15 protein-coding genes are annotated in these 15,648 nt (G+C 26.7%); all 15 read left to right on the top strand.

The features are described 5' to 3' along the window. Window positions 1-123 precede the first annotated feature (123 nt). Window positions 124-690, top strand: a complete 567-nt coding sequence (locus tag B5D11_RS01100) for a DUF4231 domain-containing protein (RefSeq protein WP_078681198.1) — start codon at window positions 124-126, stop codon at window positions 688-690. Window positions 691-858: 168 nt separating this feature from the next. Continuing rightward, window positions 859-2,586, top strand: a complete 1,728-nt coding sequence (locus B5D11_RS01095; RefSeq protein ID WP_078681197.1) for an ABC transporter ATP-binding protein — start codon at window positions 859-861, stop codon at window positions 2,584-2,586. Between the two features lie 37 nt (window positions 2,587-2,623). Further along, window positions 2,624-4,426 (top strand): ABC transporter ATP-binding protein, encoded by a 1,803-nt coding sequence (locus tag B5D11_RS01090; RefSeq protein ID WP_242942241.1) that lies wholly within the window; start codon window positions 2,624-2,626, stop codon window positions 4,424-4,426. 233 nt (window positions 4,427-4,659) lie between these two features. Further along, complete coding sequence (locus B5D11_RS01085; protein ID WP_078681195.1) at window positions 4,660-4,974, top strand: hypothetical protein; 315 nt, start codon at window positions 4,660-4,662, stop codon at window positions 4,972-4,974. A 12-nt stretch (window positions 4,975-4,986) separates the two neighbouring features. Further along, window positions 4,987-6,009, top strand: coding sequence for a V-type ATPase subunit (locus tag B5D11_RS01080; RefSeq protein WP_078681194.1), 1,023 nt, complete (start codon window positions 4,987-4,989; stop codon window positions 6,007-6,009). Window positions 6,010-6,033: 24 nt separating this feature from the next. Continuing rightward, on the top strand, window positions 6,034-8,001 hold the full coding sequence (locus tag B5D11_RS01075; protein WP_078681193.1) for a V-type ATP synthase subunit I: 1,968 nt from the start codon (window positions 6,034-6,036) through the stop codon (window positions 7,999-8,001). A gap of 25 nt (window positions 8,002-8,026) precedes the next feature. After that, window positions 8,027-8,452 (top strand): ATP synthase subunit C, encoded by a 426-nt coding sequence (locus tag B5D11_RS01070; protein ID WP_078681192.1) that lies wholly within the window; start codon window positions 8,027-8,029, stop codon window positions 8,450-8,452. Window positions 8,453-8,470: 18 nt separating this feature from the next. Next, window positions 8,471-8,779 (top strand): V-type ATP synthase subunit F, encoded by a 309-nt coding sequence (locus B5D11_RS01065; protein ID WP_078681191.1) that lies wholly within the window; start codon window positions 8,471-8,473, stop codon window positions 8,777-8,779. A gap of 67 nt (window positions 8,780-8,846) precedes the next feature. After that, window positions 8,847-9,458, top strand: coding sequence for a V-type ATP synthase subunit E (locus tag B5D11_RS01060; RefSeq protein ID WP_078681190.1), 612 nt, complete (start codon window positions 8,847-8,849; stop codon window positions 9,456-9,458). A gap of 12 nt (window positions 9,459-9,470) precedes the next feature. After that, window positions 9,471-11,231 (top strand): V-type ATP synthase subunit A, encoded by a 1,761-nt coding sequence (locus B5D11_RS01055; RefSeq protein WP_078681189.1) that lies wholly within the window; start codon window positions 9,471-9,473, stop codon window positions 11,229-11,231. Between the two features lie 5 nt (window positions 11,232-11,236). After that, window positions 11,237-12,619: a V-type ATP synthase subunit B gene (locus B5D11_RS01050; RefSeq protein WP_078681188.1), complete on the top strand. Its 1,383-nt coding sequence runs from the start codon at window positions 11,237-11,239 to the stop codon at window positions 12,617-12,619. 1 nt (window position 12,620) lies between these two features. Then, window positions 12,621-13,235 carry a V-type ATP synthase subunit D gene (locus B5D11_RS01045; protein WP_078681187.1) on the top strand — a complete coding sequence of 205 codons (615 nt, stop codon included), beginning with the start codon at window positions 12,621-12,623 and terminating at the stop codon, window positions 13,233-13,235. 175 nt (window positions 13,236-13,410) lie between these two features. Continuing rightward, window positions 13,411-13,593: an MBL fold metallo-hydrolase gene (locus B5D11_RS12790; RefSeq protein WP_347476664.1), complete on the top strand. Its 183-nt coding sequence runs from the start codon at window positions 13,411-13,413 to the stop codon at window positions 13,591-13,593. Window positions 13,594-13,656: 63 nt separating this feature from the next. After that, a complete protein-coding gene (locus B5D11_RS01035; protein WP_078681186.1) occupies window positions 13,657-14,571 on the top strand; it encodes an aldo/keto reductase in 915 nt (304 codons plus the stop codon). Window positions 14,572-14,737: 166 nt separating this feature from the next. After that, window positions 14,738-15,562, top strand: a complete 825-nt coding sequence (locus tag B5D11_RS01030; protein ID WP_078681185.1) for a PRD domain-containing protein — start codon at window positions 14,738-14,740, stop codon at window positions 15,560-15,562. Window positions 15,563-15,648 lie beyond the last annotated feature (86 nt).

Raw genomic sequence — 15,648 nt, 5'->3', positions numbered from 1 at the left:
TAATAGATTATTCAAAAAATAATAAAATGTTACGGAACAGAAGTATATGCTAATTAGTATCAGTTTAAAAATTAATTTCATATAATAGTTAATAATAAAAAGTATTATTAAGGGGAAGAAAGAATGGATTTAAAGCTTAAACTTAACACTTTAAGAAATGAGCTTGCTTGTACAATAGATTATTTTGAAAAGAAACAGAAGAAAACTAAAAAAAGGGCTAATGCTGTTAAATTTACATCTGTAACATTTAGTGCTCTTATTACTGTAGTTTTAGGTTTAAATAGCGGCGATTTAGCAGAAACTTTTAGAATGATTGCAATTTTATTAGGGGCAGTGGTTACTATAATAAATGCCATAGATGCATTTTATAATTTTGGTGCTTTATGGGTAAAAAATACAGTAACATTAGCTAGACTTAGGGAACTTAAAAGAGAATTAGATTTTTATGCTGCAGGTTCTGAAAGTAATGATATTTCACAAACTAAATTAGATGAGTATTTAAATAAAATGCAGCAAATATTAAAAGATGATATAAAGCAATGGCTTAGAATAAGGCAAAAGGTAGATTCTACAGAACAAAATAAACAAACTTCAAATTCTGAAAATGCAGACCAATTAAATATAGATGTAAATAGTTTTAGAAATAAAAAAATATTAAATAAAGAGACAAGTAGTGAAAATAATAATTAAGAAATTATATTAAACATGAAGGTAATTCGTTTTATGTATAAATTTCCAAAATGAAAATTATAATTATGTTAATTATTAGTTGTTATAAATATTTGGTGATATAATAAATAAAGTGGATAAATTTTTTATCCATTTTATTTTTATGTTATTGGAGGAATGTAAAAAATTATGTATGCATTTAAAAAATATATAAAAAAATATTGGAAGCCTTTTTTAATAGCTTTATGCTTTTTAGTAATTGAGGCTTTTGCTGATTTGATGCAGCCTACTATAATGTCTAAACTTATAGATGATGGTGTATATTACAAAAATATGGACAATGTTATTAAATATGGAAGTTTAATGCTTATAATAACTGCAATTGGTGCAATTGGGGCTGTTGGAAGAAATATAATATCAAGCAATGTATCACAAAGTTTTGGTTCAGATTTAAGATTAGATCTTTTTAAAAAAGTTCAAAGCCTTTCTTTTGAAAATATAGATAAACTTGAACCTGCCTCTATTATAACTAGACTTACTAATGATGTTACACAAATTCAAGGATTTGTGCATGGCATGATGAGAGTATTTGTTAAATCACCTATAGTATGTGTTGGAAGCATTGTAATGGCTTCAATTCTTAATCCCAAAATGGCTGTAATACTTTTTATAGTTGTACCTATAGTTAGTATAATTATTTATTTTAGTATGAAAACTGGATATCCATATTTTACAAAAGTTCAAAAAGCGTTAGATAAATTAAATGAAGTTATGAGAGAGTATTTATCTGGAGTAAGGGTAGTTAAAGCTTTTAATAGATTTAATTATGAAACTGACCGCTTTGAAGAGAAAAATAAAGAACTTGCAGATCAAAACATAAAGGCTATGAGAGTTATGGCATTATTTAATCCTTTTATAACGTTTGTCGTAAATATTGGAATAGCAGCTGTTTTATGGCTTGGAGGAATAAAAGTAAACAAAGGAGAAGTACAAGTAGGTCAGATTATAGCCTTTGTCAATTATATGACTCAAATTTTATTCTCATTAATGACTATTTCAAATGTTTTTATGATGTTTATAAGAGCAAAAGCTTCTGCAGAAAGAATTAGTTCTATATTCTTAGAAGAAAATACTATTAAATCTTCGGAAAAATATATAGAGAATTTTAATATAAAAGGAAGTATAGAATTTGAGAATGTAAGTTTTTCTTATAATAATGAAAGTAGTGAGCCCGTACTTAAAGATATAAATTTAGTTATTAATCCTTCAGAAACCGTAGGGATTATAGGAGCTACGGGTTCAGGTAAAAGTACATTGGTAAATTTAATACTTAGGTTTTATGATACTTTATCTGGAAAAATAAAAGTAGATGGAATAGACGTAAAAGAATATAATATTAAGAAATTAAGAGAAAAAATAGCTATTGTACCTCAAAAATCTGTCCTTTTTTCAGGAACTATTTTAGATAATATTAAATGGGGAAAAGAAGATGCAACTTTAGAAGAAGTTATTTTTGCATCTAAAATTTCTATGGCTCATGAGTTTATAGTTAATTTTAAAGAAGGTTATAATACAGAGCTTGGTCAAGGAGGAGTAAATCTTTCTGGAGGACAAAAACAAAGAATAGCTATAGCCAGAGCACTTGTTAAGAAACCTGAAATACTTATTTTAGATGATAGCACCAGTGCGGTAGATGTAAATACAGAAGCTAAAATTAGAGAAGGTTTAAAAAAATATTCAATGAATCTTACAACTATTATAATAGCTCAAAGAATAACTTCTGTAATGAGAGCAGATAAAATTATAGTTTTAGATAATGGGAAGGTTGCAGCAGTTGATACTCACGACAATCTTATGAAAAAATGTAAGATTTATCAAGATATTTTTGCTTCCCAAATGGGAAAGGAGTTTATGTAGCATGGAAAATAAAAAATTTGGTCAAGGGGCTAATAAAATGCCAGGAGGAATGCATAGATTTGCTCCTGTTGCAAAGCCTAAAGATTTTAAAAAAACTATAAAAAGACTTTGGAAGTATTTTAAGAATGAAAAGAGAATGATTAGTATCATTTTTATTTTTCTTGTTATAAGCAATATTATTGCTTTAATTGTACCTTTACTTATAGGAAAAGCTATAGATACAATGTCATTAAATAAATCAAAAGTTAATTTTTATGCACTAAATGTAGTTGTTGTAGTACTTTTAGTATCTTATATTGTAGATGCTTTTATAGTTTTTCTTCAAGGATATTTTATGGCAGGAGTATCGCAAAGAATAGTTAAAAATATTAGAAGTTCATTATTTGGTAAGCTTCAAAAACTTCCAATTTCTTTTTTTGATACTCATACACATGGAGATATAATGAGCAGATTGTCTAATGATATAGATAATATAAGTTCTACTATATCTCAATCTACAACTCAATTGATGTCAAATATTATAATGATAACAGGTTCTTTTATTATGATGCTTATAAAAAGTCCTATATTAACATTGGCTAGTGTAATTACAATACCTATGGTTTTTATTCTTACAAAAGGTATAGCTAAAAAAACAAAACCACTTTTTAAAAAGCAGCAGGCTGTTCTTGGAGAGCTTAATGGTCAGATAGAAGAAACTATTTCAGGTATTCAAATTATTAAAGCTTTTAATCGTGAGGATAAAATTATAAAAGATTTTGAACAAACAAATTCTAAACTTAAAGAAGTAGGAATTAAGGCTCAAATTTTATCAGGATATATGATGCCCCTTATGAATGTTATAAATAATATAGGATTTGCAGCTGTAGCAGGAGTTGGAGGAATTTTAGCTGTAAAAGATTTAATAACAGTAGGTACAATAGCAAGTTTTATAAGTTATTCAAGGCAGTTTTCAAGGCCGTTAAATGAAGTTGCAACTATATTTAACACACTTCAATCAGCTATTGCAGGAGCTGAAAGAGTTTTTGAAGTGTTAGATGAAGAAGAAGAAGCAGAAGACATTGATAATGCTAAAACATTAAAAAATCCAAAAGGACATGTAGTTTTCCAAAATGTAAGTTTTGGTTATAATAAAGATATACCTGTGCTTAAAAATATAAATTTTGAAGTGAAAGCTGGAGAAAGTATTGCCCTTGTTGGCCCTACAGGGTCTGGTAAAACTACTATTGTAAATTTACTTACTAGATTTTATGATGTAACAGAAGGTAGAATTTTGTTAGACGGCTGCGATATCAGAAATTATGAAAGAGATTATTTAAGGAAATGTTTTGGAATAGTACTTCAAGATACTTATCTTTTTTCTGGAACTATAAAAGAAAATATAAGATATGGAAGATTGGAAGCTTCTGATAAAGAAATAGAAGAAGCAGCTAAAATGGCAAATGCAGATGCATTTATAAAAAAACTTCCTAAAGGATATGAAACTATTCTTACAGAAAGCGGAAGTAATTTAAGCCAGGGACAGAGACAACTTTTAGCTATCGCCCGAGCAATACTTGCTAACCCTTCTATATTGATTTTAGATGAAGCAACAAGCAGTGTTGATACTAGGACAGAACTTCATATTCAAGAAGCTATGCTAAAATTAATGAAAGGAAGAACTAGCTTTATTATAGCTCATAGATTAAGTACTATAAAAGATTCAGACATAATTATGGTTATAGATAAAGGTAAAATAGTAGAAAAAGGAAATCACCAAAGCCTTATTAAGAAAAAAGGAGTTTATTATAATATGTATTATAGTCAATTTAAAAATATTGAAATGCAGCAAGAATTTTAAGTTCCTGCTGCTTTAATATTTTTTTGCCATTAAAAAATATTTTTAAGTATAGCTTAATATAATTAATAAATATAAAGTAAAACAAGAAAACAATTTAAAAAATAACAAAATTTAGAATAAGTGTTTGTTAATAAGCAAAAACAGATTTAGACAATATAAAATTTTAGGATTATAATTAAAGAATATTTAGAAAATTTATAAAGTATTTATAAATGAGTATTGGGGGGATATATGTGGAGTTTGTAATTAATAAAATAATGAGCATTGATAAAGATGCTGAAAATTATAGAAAAAGTATTGATATATTACTTCAAGAAAAGCAAAAATATACAGAAAAAAAAATAGATGAATTAAGGAATACTTATCAAAATGAAATAAAAATGTTAAAAGAAAATATATTAAAATCTAAGTTAGAAGAAGCAGAAGAAAGAGCTAAAGAAATTAGAAAAGAAAAAGAATTACAAATAAACCAAATTAATAACAAATATGAAAGCAGCAAAGAAAAAATAATAAATGAAGTATTTGAAAAAATAATAGGAGTTGTTTAGGAGAAAATTATTATGGGAAGCATTGTTAAATTTAGTGCTGTAAATTCTAAAGTTAAAGCTTTGAAGGGTAAAATGCTAAACAAAGAACAATATTTAAAACTTCAGCAGAGTAAAAATTTTAAAGATGCTGTAAATGTTTTAAAAGAAGAAACATATTATGGCAGAATTTTAAGTGATTATAATTTAGATACTATCCATAGAGAAGATTTAGAAATTATTTTAGATAGATATTATATAAATATTTATAGTAAGTTTTTAAATTATTTCAGCGGTGAGTATAGAAAAGTTATAAAAAATTTATTTTTAAGATGGGAAATAGAAGATTTAAAAATAATTATACGTGGAAAGTATTTAAAAAAGAGCAGAGATGAAATAGAAAATAGATTAATAGCAAAGAGTAATTTAAATACCATAAATTATGATTATCTTCTGCCTTTAAAAGATGCAGAAGAAATTTTGGAAGCTTTAAAAGAAACTATTTATTATAAGCCCCTTAAAAATTTAGTTAAAGATATAGATAAAAAAGGATTATTTAGATTGGAAACAGAACTTGATTTTCTTTATTTTTCTTCTATAAGAAAAGAAATTAAGCATCTTGACAAAGAAAATAAAGAGGCTGTTTATTCAATAATAGGCATAGAGGCAGATTTATTAAATTTAAACTGGATATATAGAGGAAAATTTTTTTACAAAATACCTCCTGAGGAATTATTTAATTATACTATATATGATAGTTTTAAACTTTCAAAAGATACTATAAAAAATCTTTGCTATGTAAATAGTAATGAAGAGTTTCAAAAACTTTTGAAAGATAGTAAATATTCATTTATATATCAAAATGACAATTTAAGTTTTATTGAAAAAAGAGAAAGAGAATTTGAAAGAGAATATTTTTCTAGAATTATTAAAGAAAATAAAAATAATTTAAGTGTAGTAATGAGTTATTTTATTTTATATGGTATAGAAATAAAAGATATCATATCTATATTAGAGCAAAAAAGATACATTATAGATATGAGTAAAAGTATAGTTTAATCTATACTTTATGGGGGTGACGATGTGGCCATAGAAAAAATGAATATGGTTAATTTAGTTGGAGATTTTTATGATTTTGATAAGCTTACAAAACTTATAGCATTAGAGGGAATTATGCAGCCTGTGAGTGCTCTGCAGGAAATAAATTCTTCAAATTTTATGTTAAAAACATCTAAAGATAATATTGAAGCTTTAATGGATGTAAATTTTATAAGACCTTATACTTCAAATAGAGATTATAGTTTAAGTATAAAGCACATTGAAAAGCTTATAAAAGCTCAAAAAAGTTTTGAAATACCTAAAGAAAATATAAAAGATATAATTTTTGATTTTAATATAATGGAAGAAAATTTATCTTTAATTTATAAAGAATATAAAACTTTAAACAAAAATCTTGAAAATTTAAATGAAACAAAAATGCAGCTAAAAAATGCTTATGAAGCTTTGCAATTTATAAAAGATATATCTATTAATATAGAAGATATACAATGTATGAAAAATTTTAAATCAGAAATTTATAAAGTATCTAAAGAAAATATGATTAAATTAAAGGCTAATTATGAAAATATACCTTCAGTTATACAAATCGTATATAAAGAAAAAGATTTTGTAATATTTATATCTTTTACGCCTGTGCTTTTAATTGGAGAAACAGAAAAAATTTTTAAATCTGCAAATTGTGAATATGTAAATCTTCCTAATAATTATAAAGGTACTCCAAAAGAAGTTTTAAAATTTATTAAAGAAGAAATTGATAAAATACATAATTCTATTGAAAAAGTTACTGTAGAAATTAAAGATTTTTTAATAAAAAATTCTAAATCTATACAAATACTATATAATAGTTATAAATTAGAAGAAAAAGCAGAAGAAATTAAAAAGACAGCAGCGTATACTAATGATTTTTTTTATATTTCAGGGTGGGTCCCTCAAAATTTTATTAAAAAGCTTGAAAAAATTATTAAAAATTTTGAAGATAGAATTATTTTTATTTATAAAAATCCAGATGAAATAGTAAATAAATCTATAGTTCCACCAACGCTTTTAAAAAATAATAAACTTTTTAAACCATTTCAAAGTTTGGTTGGGATGTATGGTATACCAAGTTATAACGAAATAGATCCTACAGCTTTTTTAGCTATAACTTATACATTAATGTTTGGTGCTATGTTTGGTGATGTAGGACAAGGAGCTGTACTTTTCTTAGCTGGTTTTTTATTAAATCATAAAATGCGTAGAATTAATTTAGGGGGAGTATTAGAAAGATTAGGCATAAGTTCTGTAATATTTGGATTTTTATATGGGAGTGTATTTGGATTTGAAGATTTAATAGGAGCCATACTTATAAGACCTATGGAAGATATAAATGATGTATTAATTGGAGCTGTAGTTTTTGGTTGTGTATTTATGATTTTAGGATTTATACTTGGAATTATAAATAGTTTAAGAAGAAAAGATTTAGAGAGAGGACTTTTTGGAAAAGAAGGTTTGGCAGGATTTATGTTCTACATTGGAGCATTAACTTTAGTAGCTTCTATAGCTTTTGACAAAAAAATAATGCCTGTAAGTTTATGGATAATATATTTAATTTTCTTTTTAATTATTATTCTTTTAAAACAGCCTTTAGCTAATATTATATTAGGTAAAAAAGTTCTTTTTGATGAAGGCCCTAAAGATTATTTTATAGAGTCTGGTTTTGAAGTAGTAGAAACTATATTATCTATGTTTTCAAATACTCTTTCTTTTATAAGAGTAGGAGCCTTTGCTTTAAATCATGTTGGGTTATTTGTTGCTTTTTCAGCTATGGCAAATATGAGCCAAAATGAGAGTGCTTCAGTTTTTATATTAATACTTGGTAATTTGATAATTATAGGACTTGAAGGATTAATAGTTTTTATTCAAGGATTAAGACTTCAATATTATGAATTATTCAGCAAATATTATGAAGGAATGGGTATCCCTTTTGAACCCGTAAAAATCAACATTTATTAATAAATTAAAATAGAGGAGTGTTAATATGATTATAATTTTAGCGTTAACTTTTTGTATTGTTATAATTACTTTAACTTATGGATTTACTCAAAGAGCAAAAGAAGAAATATTAGGGAAAGAGAAGGTAAAAAAAGCTTTAAAGATAAATTTAGGAACATTTGTGCCTGTTATAACAATAGGGTTAATAATGAATATTCCAACTGTGGCAAAAGCTGCAGGAGAAGCTGTTTCTAATCCAGCAGCAGGACTTGGATATATAGCAGCAGGACTTTCAACTGGTCTTGCAACTATTGGAGCAGGATATGCTGTTGGTGCTGTTGGTTCGGCAGCTTTAGGAGCTGTATCTGAAGATTCTAAAATACTTGGAAAAACACTTATATTTGTTGGACTTGGAGAAGGAATTGCTATATATGGTCTTATAATATCTATAATGATACTTTCAAGAATTTAAAATAAAAGGAGAAAATTTATGGTTAGTTACTTGATAAGTGATAATATAGATACTTATGTAGGTATGAAGATGGCAGGAATTAATGGAATAGTTCTTCATAAAAAGGAAGATGTGTTAAAAAAAATAGATGAATTAAAAAAAGATAAAAATATAGGAATAATAATAATTACAGAAAAAATAGGACTTTTAATAGAAGATGAAGTAAGGCAAATTAAGCTTTCTAAGGAAAGACCTCTTTTAGTTGAAATACCAGATAGACATGGCTCAATAAAAGAAGGGGACTATATAGTTAAGTATGTTAAAGAATCCATAGGTCTTAAAATTTAGGAATAAATAAATTTTAAGTTTATAGAGGCAATTTAACTATAAACTTATTATATAAGGAGAGGTTTATATGACAACCATTGAAGATAAGATAAACTTATTTTCTAAGATAATATATGATAAATTAAATGAAGAAAAAGAAGAAAAACTTAAAACTTATGAAAATGAGGCATTAGATAAAATAAATAAAGAAAAAGAAAAATTAGAAGAACTTAAGAAAAATACTATAATAGAGACTACTAAAAAAGCTAATATAAAAGCAAACGAAATAATTGCAAAAGAGAAAATTAATAAACAAAGAGAAATTTTAACTCTTAAAGACAATCTTGTAAAATTTACTATGGGAGAAGTTAAGAAAAAGTTAAAGATTTATACAACAAAAGAAGAATATAAAAATTATCTTTTTGATACTTTAGAAAGAGTTTTAGAAGATATTGAAGATGGAAGCTATTATATTACGGTTTTAAAAGATGATTATGAAAAATTTAAAAATAACATTGAAGATATAATTTCTAATTACAAAAATAAAAAAATAAATGTAGTTATATCTGAAGAGGATTTTATTGGTGGAATAATTTTAAAAGATGCAGAAGGTAAATTTAAAATAGATTGCAGTATAGCGAAAAAATTAAAAGAAAGCGAAGAATTATTTGGTATTAGAGTTATGGAAATGCTTGCTTAGGGGGATAGAAGCATGGAAGGAAAAATAGTTTTAATAAACGGTCCTGTTATTAAAGCTCTGCACATGGAGGGCTTTAAGATGAGGGAAATGGTTATGGTTGGCTTTAAAAAACTCATAGGAGAAATAATAATATTAGAAGGCGATTTTGCCACAATTCAAGTTTATGAAGAAACGAGTGGGCTTAAAATAGGAGAACCTATAGTTTCTACGGGTAGTCCTCTTTCCTTAAAACTTGGTCCTGGAATACTTGGAGGAATATTTGATGGAATTGAAAGACCTCTAAAAAAAATTAATGAAATATCTTATGGCTTCATACCTGAAGGTATAGGCCTTATTTCTTTAGATGAAGAAAAACTTTGGAATGTAGAAATTAAAGTTAATATTGGAGATGAACTTAAAGAAGGGGATATTTATGCAAGTGTTCAAGAGACTGATGCAATAGTCCATAAAATAATGGTTCCTCCAAATGTATTTGGTACTGTAATTGATGTAAAAGAAAATGGTTTTTATAATATAGAAACAACAATAGTTACTTTAAAACAAGAAAATAAAATTTATGAGCTTAAGCTTTATCAATATTGGCCTGTAAGAAATCCAAGACCTGTAAAAGAAAAGAAAACTATATTTAAGCCTCTTGTTACTGGACAAAGAATAATAGATATATTTTTTCCATTAGCTAAAGGTGGAACTTGTGCCATTCCAGGGGGATTTGGCACAGGAAAGACAATGACTCAGCATCAACTTGCAAAATGGTCTGATGCGGATATTATAGTTTACATAGGATGTGGAGAAAGAGGAAATGAAATGACAGAAGTTCTTGAAGATTTTCCTAAACTTATAGATCCTAGAACTAATCTGCCTCTTATGAACAGAACTGTTCTTATAGCTAATACATCAAATATGCCAGTTGCTGCAAGAGAAGCAAGTATTTATACAGGTATAACTATTGCTGAATATTTTAGAGATATGGGATATCATGTGGCTATAATGGCAGATTCAACTTCAAGATGGGCAGAAGCACTTAGAGAAATTTCGGGAAGACTTGAAGAAATGCCAGCAGAAGAAGGATATCCTGCGTATCTTCCTTCAAGAATTGCTGAATTTTATGAAAGAGCAGGTTACTCTACAAATTTAAATGGTACAGAAGGCTCTGTTACTGTAATTGGTGCAGTTTCTCCAGCAGGAGGCGATTTTTCAGAACCTGTTACTCAAAATACTAAAAGATTTGTTTCTGCATTTTTAGGATTAGATAAAAATTTAGCTTATGCAAGGCACTATCCTGCTATAAATTGGCTTTCAAGTTATAGCGGCTATTTGCCTCTTTTAAAAGAGTGGTATGAAGAAAATGTGGCTGAAGATGTAATTATTTTAAGAGAAAAAATGTTAAAGCTTTTATATGAAGAAAACGAACTTTTAGAAATAGTTAAGCTTGTAGGAGAAGATGTTTTACCAGATGATCAAAGACTTATTATAGAAACAGCTAAATGTTTAAAATCAGCTTTTCTTCAGCAAAATGCTTATAATGATTTGGATACTTATGTACCTTTAAATAAACAATATAAAATGCTTAAAGTTATTGAAAGCTTTTATGATAAAGGAAGTGAAGCTGTAAAGATTGGTGTTCCAATTTCAGTTGTAGCTAACAAAGATATATTAGAAAAAATTTATAAAATGAAATATAACGTTCCTAATAATGATTTTTCTCTTATAGATGATTTAAAGAAAGATATAGCAGAGTTTTTTGACAAGCTTATAGAAAAATATAGGAAGTGATTTAAATGAAAAAAGAATATTTAATGCTAGATAAAATACAAGGACCTTTAATTATACTTTCTGATGTTGAAAATGCTGCTTATGATGAAATTGTAGATATAATTGTAGATGAAAATATAAGAAAAAAGGGTAAAGTTGTTCAAATATATAAAGATAAGGCTATAATTCAGGTTTTTGAATCTACTACTGGAATGTCTGTAAATAATACTTCTGTACAATTTAGAGGAGAACCTTTTAAAATACCTCTTTGTAAAGATATTTTAGGAAGAGAATTTAATGGTATAGGTGAACCAAGAGATAATGGAGGAGAAGTTTATTCTCTAAAGAAATATGATGTAAATGGAAGACCAATAAATCCTGTAGCTAGAAAATATCCAAGGAACTATATACAAACAGGGATATCTTCTATAGATTGTCTTTCTACATTAATTAGAGGACAAAAACTTCCTATATTTTCTGGAAGCGGTATGTCCCATAATGAATTAACTGCACAAATTATAAGGCAAGCAAAAATTTCAGGAGATGAAGAAGGAAAGTTTTGCATAGTATTTGGAGCTATGGGAATTAAATATGATGATTATAACTTTTTTAAAAAGAGCTTTGAAGAAGCAGGTGCATTAGAAAAGGTTGTAATGTTTACAAATTTGGCAGATGATCCAATAGTTGAAAGAATTATAACTCCAAGATGTGCATTGACTGCTGCAGAATATTTAGCCTTTGAAGAAGGAATGCATGTGTTAGTTATACTTACTGATATGACAAGCTATTGTGAAGCATTAAGAGAATTATCTTCATTAAAAGAAGAGGTTCCAAGCAGAAAAGGATATCCAGGATATTTATATTCAGATTTAGCTTCTCTTTATGAAAGAGCAGGAATGATGCATAAAAAAGAAGGCAGTATAACTCAAATGCCTATACTTACTATGCCTAATGATGATATAACCCATCCTGTGCCAGATTTAACAGGTTTTATAACAGAGGGACAGATAGTTTTAAGCAGGGGAATAGAACAAAAAGGAATTTATCCTCCAGTAAATATACTTCCTTCTCTTTCAAGACTTATGAAAGATGGAATTGGTAAAGGTTTTACAAGAGAAGATCATGCTGAAGTTTCAAATCAAATATTTGCTGCATATTCTAGAGTACAAGAAGTATTGGCACTTTCTCAAGTTATAGGTGAAGATGAACTATCAAATATAGATAAAATATATTTAGAATTTGGAAGAGCGTTTGATGAAAAATTTTTAAAACAGTCTTATGATGAAAATAGAACCATAAATGAAACTTTAGATTTAGCTTGGGATGTTTTAAGTATATTGCCTAAAAATGAGTTAGATAGAATATCTAAAGAAACATTAGATAAATATTATAATGAAGTGGTGAAATGATATGGATAATATAGCACCAACCAAATCTACTTTATTATCAGCGAAAAGTTCTTTAGAATTTTCTAAAAAAGGATATGAACTTTTAGATAAAAAAAGAAATGTTCTTATAAAAGAGATGATGTCTTATGTATCAAAGGCACATAAGCTTCAGGAAGAAATTTTTGTAACTTTTTCTAAAGCTTATAAGGCTTTAGAAAATGCTAATATAACTACGGGAATTATTAATGTAGAAGATATAGCTATGACTATAGAAGAAAGTAATGATTATGATATTTTATTTAAAAGCGTTATGGGGGTAGAAGTACCAAAAGTAATTTTTAAAGAAAAAGAAATAGAGCCTAGATATGGCTTTTATAGGACTAATGCTGCTATAGATGAGGCTATGGTTGAATTTAATAAAGTAAAATATTTAACTTATGAATTGGCAGAAGTAGAAAATGCAGTATATAGACTTGCTATGGAAGTTAAGAAAACTCAAAAAAGAACTAATGCACTTTCAAATATTCAAATACCTAAATTTGAGGAAATAGTAAAATTTGTTACTGAAGTTCTTGAAGAAAAGGAAAGAGAAGATTTTTTCAGGTTAAAAGTAGTAAAGAAGAAATATAAAAAATAATTAATATTTTGTGCTATAATAAGTTATTGCAAATTATTTATTATAAGAATTAATATTTTGATATGTTTATATAACAGAAATACAGAAATTAGGTGAATTAAATGAACATAAGCTTTTTAGGAGGGGCAAAAGAAGTAGGAGCAAGTTGTATACTTTTAAAAATTCAAGATAAAAAATAATTTTAGATTGTGGTATAAGACAAGGAAATTCTAAGGATATACTTCCCGATTTTAGGACTATTCAAGAAATTGGCGGATTAGATGCAATTATACTAAGTCATGCTCATATGGCTCATAGTGGAGCACTTCCAAAGATTTTAAATGAAGAAATATTAAAAAATAAAAAAAGAATTCCATAAGTTAACCGGTTATAAATTAATATGGTAAAATAAATATATAAATACATAAAAAGAGGTGGCTATATGAAAAATATAAATATTGGAGGAATATTAAAGGCTCCAGAAATTTCATTAGGATGTATGAGAATTGCAGAGCTTTCTAAAAATGAAGCAGCTAAACTTATTAATACTGCTTTAGAGGAAGGAATAAATTTTTTTGATCATGCAGATATTTATGGTGGTGGCAAATCAGAAGAAATTTTTGCTGATGCTTTAGGCATGAATTCAAATATAAGAGAAAAACTTATAATTCAAACGAAATGCGGGATAAGAAAGGGATTTTATGATTTTTCAAAGGAACATATATTAAATTCTGTAGATGGAAGTTTAAAAAGATTAAAAACTGATTATATAGATATATTACTTCTTCATAGACCAGATACATTAATGGAACCAGAAGAAGTAGCAGAAGCTTTTGATTTATTGCATAGAAGTGGTAAGGTTAAATATTTTGGAGTGAGCAATCAAAATCCAATGCAAATTGAACTTTTAAGTAAATATTTAAATCAAAAAATTATAATAAATCAGCTTCAATTTGGTATAATGCATACTGGCATGATAGATTCTGGAATTAATGTAAATATGAAAGTAGATTCTTCTATAGATAGAGATGGAAGTGTATTAGAATACTGCAGATTAAAAGATATAACAATTCAAGCTTGGTCGCCTTTTCAGTATGGATTCTTTGAAGGTGTATTTTTAGATAATGAAAAATTTTCAGAGCTTAATAAAAAAATAGATGAAATTGCAAAAAATAAAGGAGTATCAAATAGTGCTATTGCAGTTGCATGGATATTAAGGCATCCTGCTAAAATACAAACAATAGTAGGTACAACAAATAGTGAGCGTTTAAAAGATATATGTAAGGCTTCTAATGTAGAGATTACAAGAGAAGAATGGTATGAAATATATAAAGCAGCAGGAAACAGGCTCCCTTAAAATTTTTTATTTAGATAAAATTTTTATTTTTACTTAGATAAAAATTTTAGTTAATATAATTTAGTATAATATAAAGGTATAACTATCATACTAAATTAAGCCTGTGTGAAATAAGCATAAAGTCTTATATTTTAGGCTATGTTAACTTCACAATTAGGAGGAATTTATGGAAGAGTATACAATAAAAAAAGTACTAAATAACAATGTAGTAGTAGCAGAAAAAGATAAAAAGCAATTTATTTTAGTAGGAAAAGCTATTGGATTTAATTCAAGAAAAGGCTCCAAAATTTCAGAAGATAAAATTGAAAGCATATTTGTGAAACAGACAGAGGAAGAAAATAATTTCAACAAGATTTTAGAAAGTGTTGATAATAAAATAGTGGGTATTTCAGAAGAAATAATTTCTTTTTGTGAAAATGAATTAAAAGCAAAATTTACTGAAGCTATACATGTATCTCTTCCAGATCATATAAATTTTGCTATTAATAGAATAAAACAAGGTATAAAAATAGAGAACCCATTTTTACATGAGTTAATGGCACTTTATCCTAAGGAATATAGTTTAGCTAAAAAAGCTATAGATATGATAAATAAAAGACTTGATGTTAATCTTCCAGAAACTGAAATAGGTTTTATATGTATGCATATAAATGCTGCTCTAAATAATAAAGAGGTAAGCAGTGCTTTATCATATACAAAAAAAATAGGAGAAGTTATGGAACTTATATCAAAACTTTTAAAAAAAGATTTTGATAAAAATTCAATAGAATATTTAAGGACTGTTACACATATAAACTTTATGCTTCAAAGAGTTATAAAGAAAAAAACTATTAAAAATTATCTTCTTGACAGCATAAAAAAAGAAATGTATAATGAGTATGATTTAGCAATTAAGATTGCTTTAAAAATTGAAAATTTGTTTTCTATAAAAATTCCTGAAGATGAAATTGGTTATATTGCACTCCATATTAGGAGGCTTTCAGAAATATAAGCAGTGTTACTATTAAATTAGGCACGAGCTTAAAATGACTACTATATTATTTGTAGTTATTTTTTGCTTGTGCTTTATTTTTTTGA

Origin of the sequence: Clostridium sp. USBA 49, from assembly GCF_900167505.1 — a bacterium.
In the GTDB taxonomy this organism is placed as follows: Bacteria; Bacillota; Clostridia; order Clostridiales; family Clostridiaceae; genus Clostridium_AT; species Clostridium_AT prolinivorans.
The sequence above is the reverse complement of the archived record's forward strand: the minus strand, read 5'-3'. Positions and strand labels throughout refer to the sequence as shown.

What these genes read in the sequence shown, in the direction of transcription:
- B5D11_RS01100 (WP_078681198.1), top strand. Translation starts at nt 124, where the DNA reads ATGGATTTAAAGCTTAAACTTAACACTTTAAGAAATGAGCTTGCTTGT.
- B5D11_RS01095 (WP_078681197.1), top strand. Translation starts at nt 859, where the DNA reads ATGTATGCATTTAAAAAATATATAAAAAAATATTGGAAGCCTTTTTTA.
- B5D11_RS01090 (WP_242942241.1), top strand. Translation starts at nt 2,624, where the DNA reads ATGCCAGGAGGAATGCATAGATTTGCTCCTGTTGCAAAGCCTAAAGAT.
- B5D11_RS01080 (WP_078681194.1), top strand. Translation starts at nt 4,987, where the DNA reads ATGGGAAGCATTGTTAAATTTAGTGCTGTAAATTCTAAAGTTAAAGCT.
- B5D11_RS01070 (WP_078681192.1), top strand. Translation starts at nt 8,027, where the DNA reads ATGATTATAATTTTAGCGTTAACTTTTTGTATTGTTATAATTACTTTA.
- B5D11_RS01065 (WP_078681191.1), top strand. Translation starts at nt 8,471, where the DNA reads ATGGTTAGTTACTTGATAAGTGATAATATAGATACTTATGTAGGTATG.
- B5D11_RS01060 (WP_078681190.1), top strand. Translation starts at nt 8,847, where the DNA reads ATGACAACCATTGAAGATAAGATAAACTTATTTTCTAAGATAATATAT.
- B5D11_RS01055 (WP_078681189.1), top strand. Translation starts at nt 9,471, where the DNA reads ATGGAAGGAAAAATAGTTTTAATAAACGGTCCTGTTATTAAAGCTCTG.
- B5D11_RS01050 (WP_078681188.1), top strand. Translation starts at nt 11,237, where the DNA reads ATGAAAAAAGAATATTTAATGCTAGATAAAATACAAGGACCTTTAATT.
- B5D11_RS01045 (WP_078681187.1), top strand. Translation starts at nt 12,621, where the DNA reads ATGGATAATATAGCACCAACCAAATCTACTTTATTATCAGCGAAAAGT.
- B5D11_RS01035 (WP_078681186.1), top strand. Translation starts at nt 13,657, where the DNA reads ATGAAAAATATAAATATTGGAGGAATATTAAAGGCTCCAGAAATTTCA.
- B5D11_RS01030 (WP_078681185.1), top strand. Translation starts at nt 14,738, where the DNA reads ATGGAAGAGTATACAATAAAAAAAGTACTAAATAACAATGTAGTAGTA.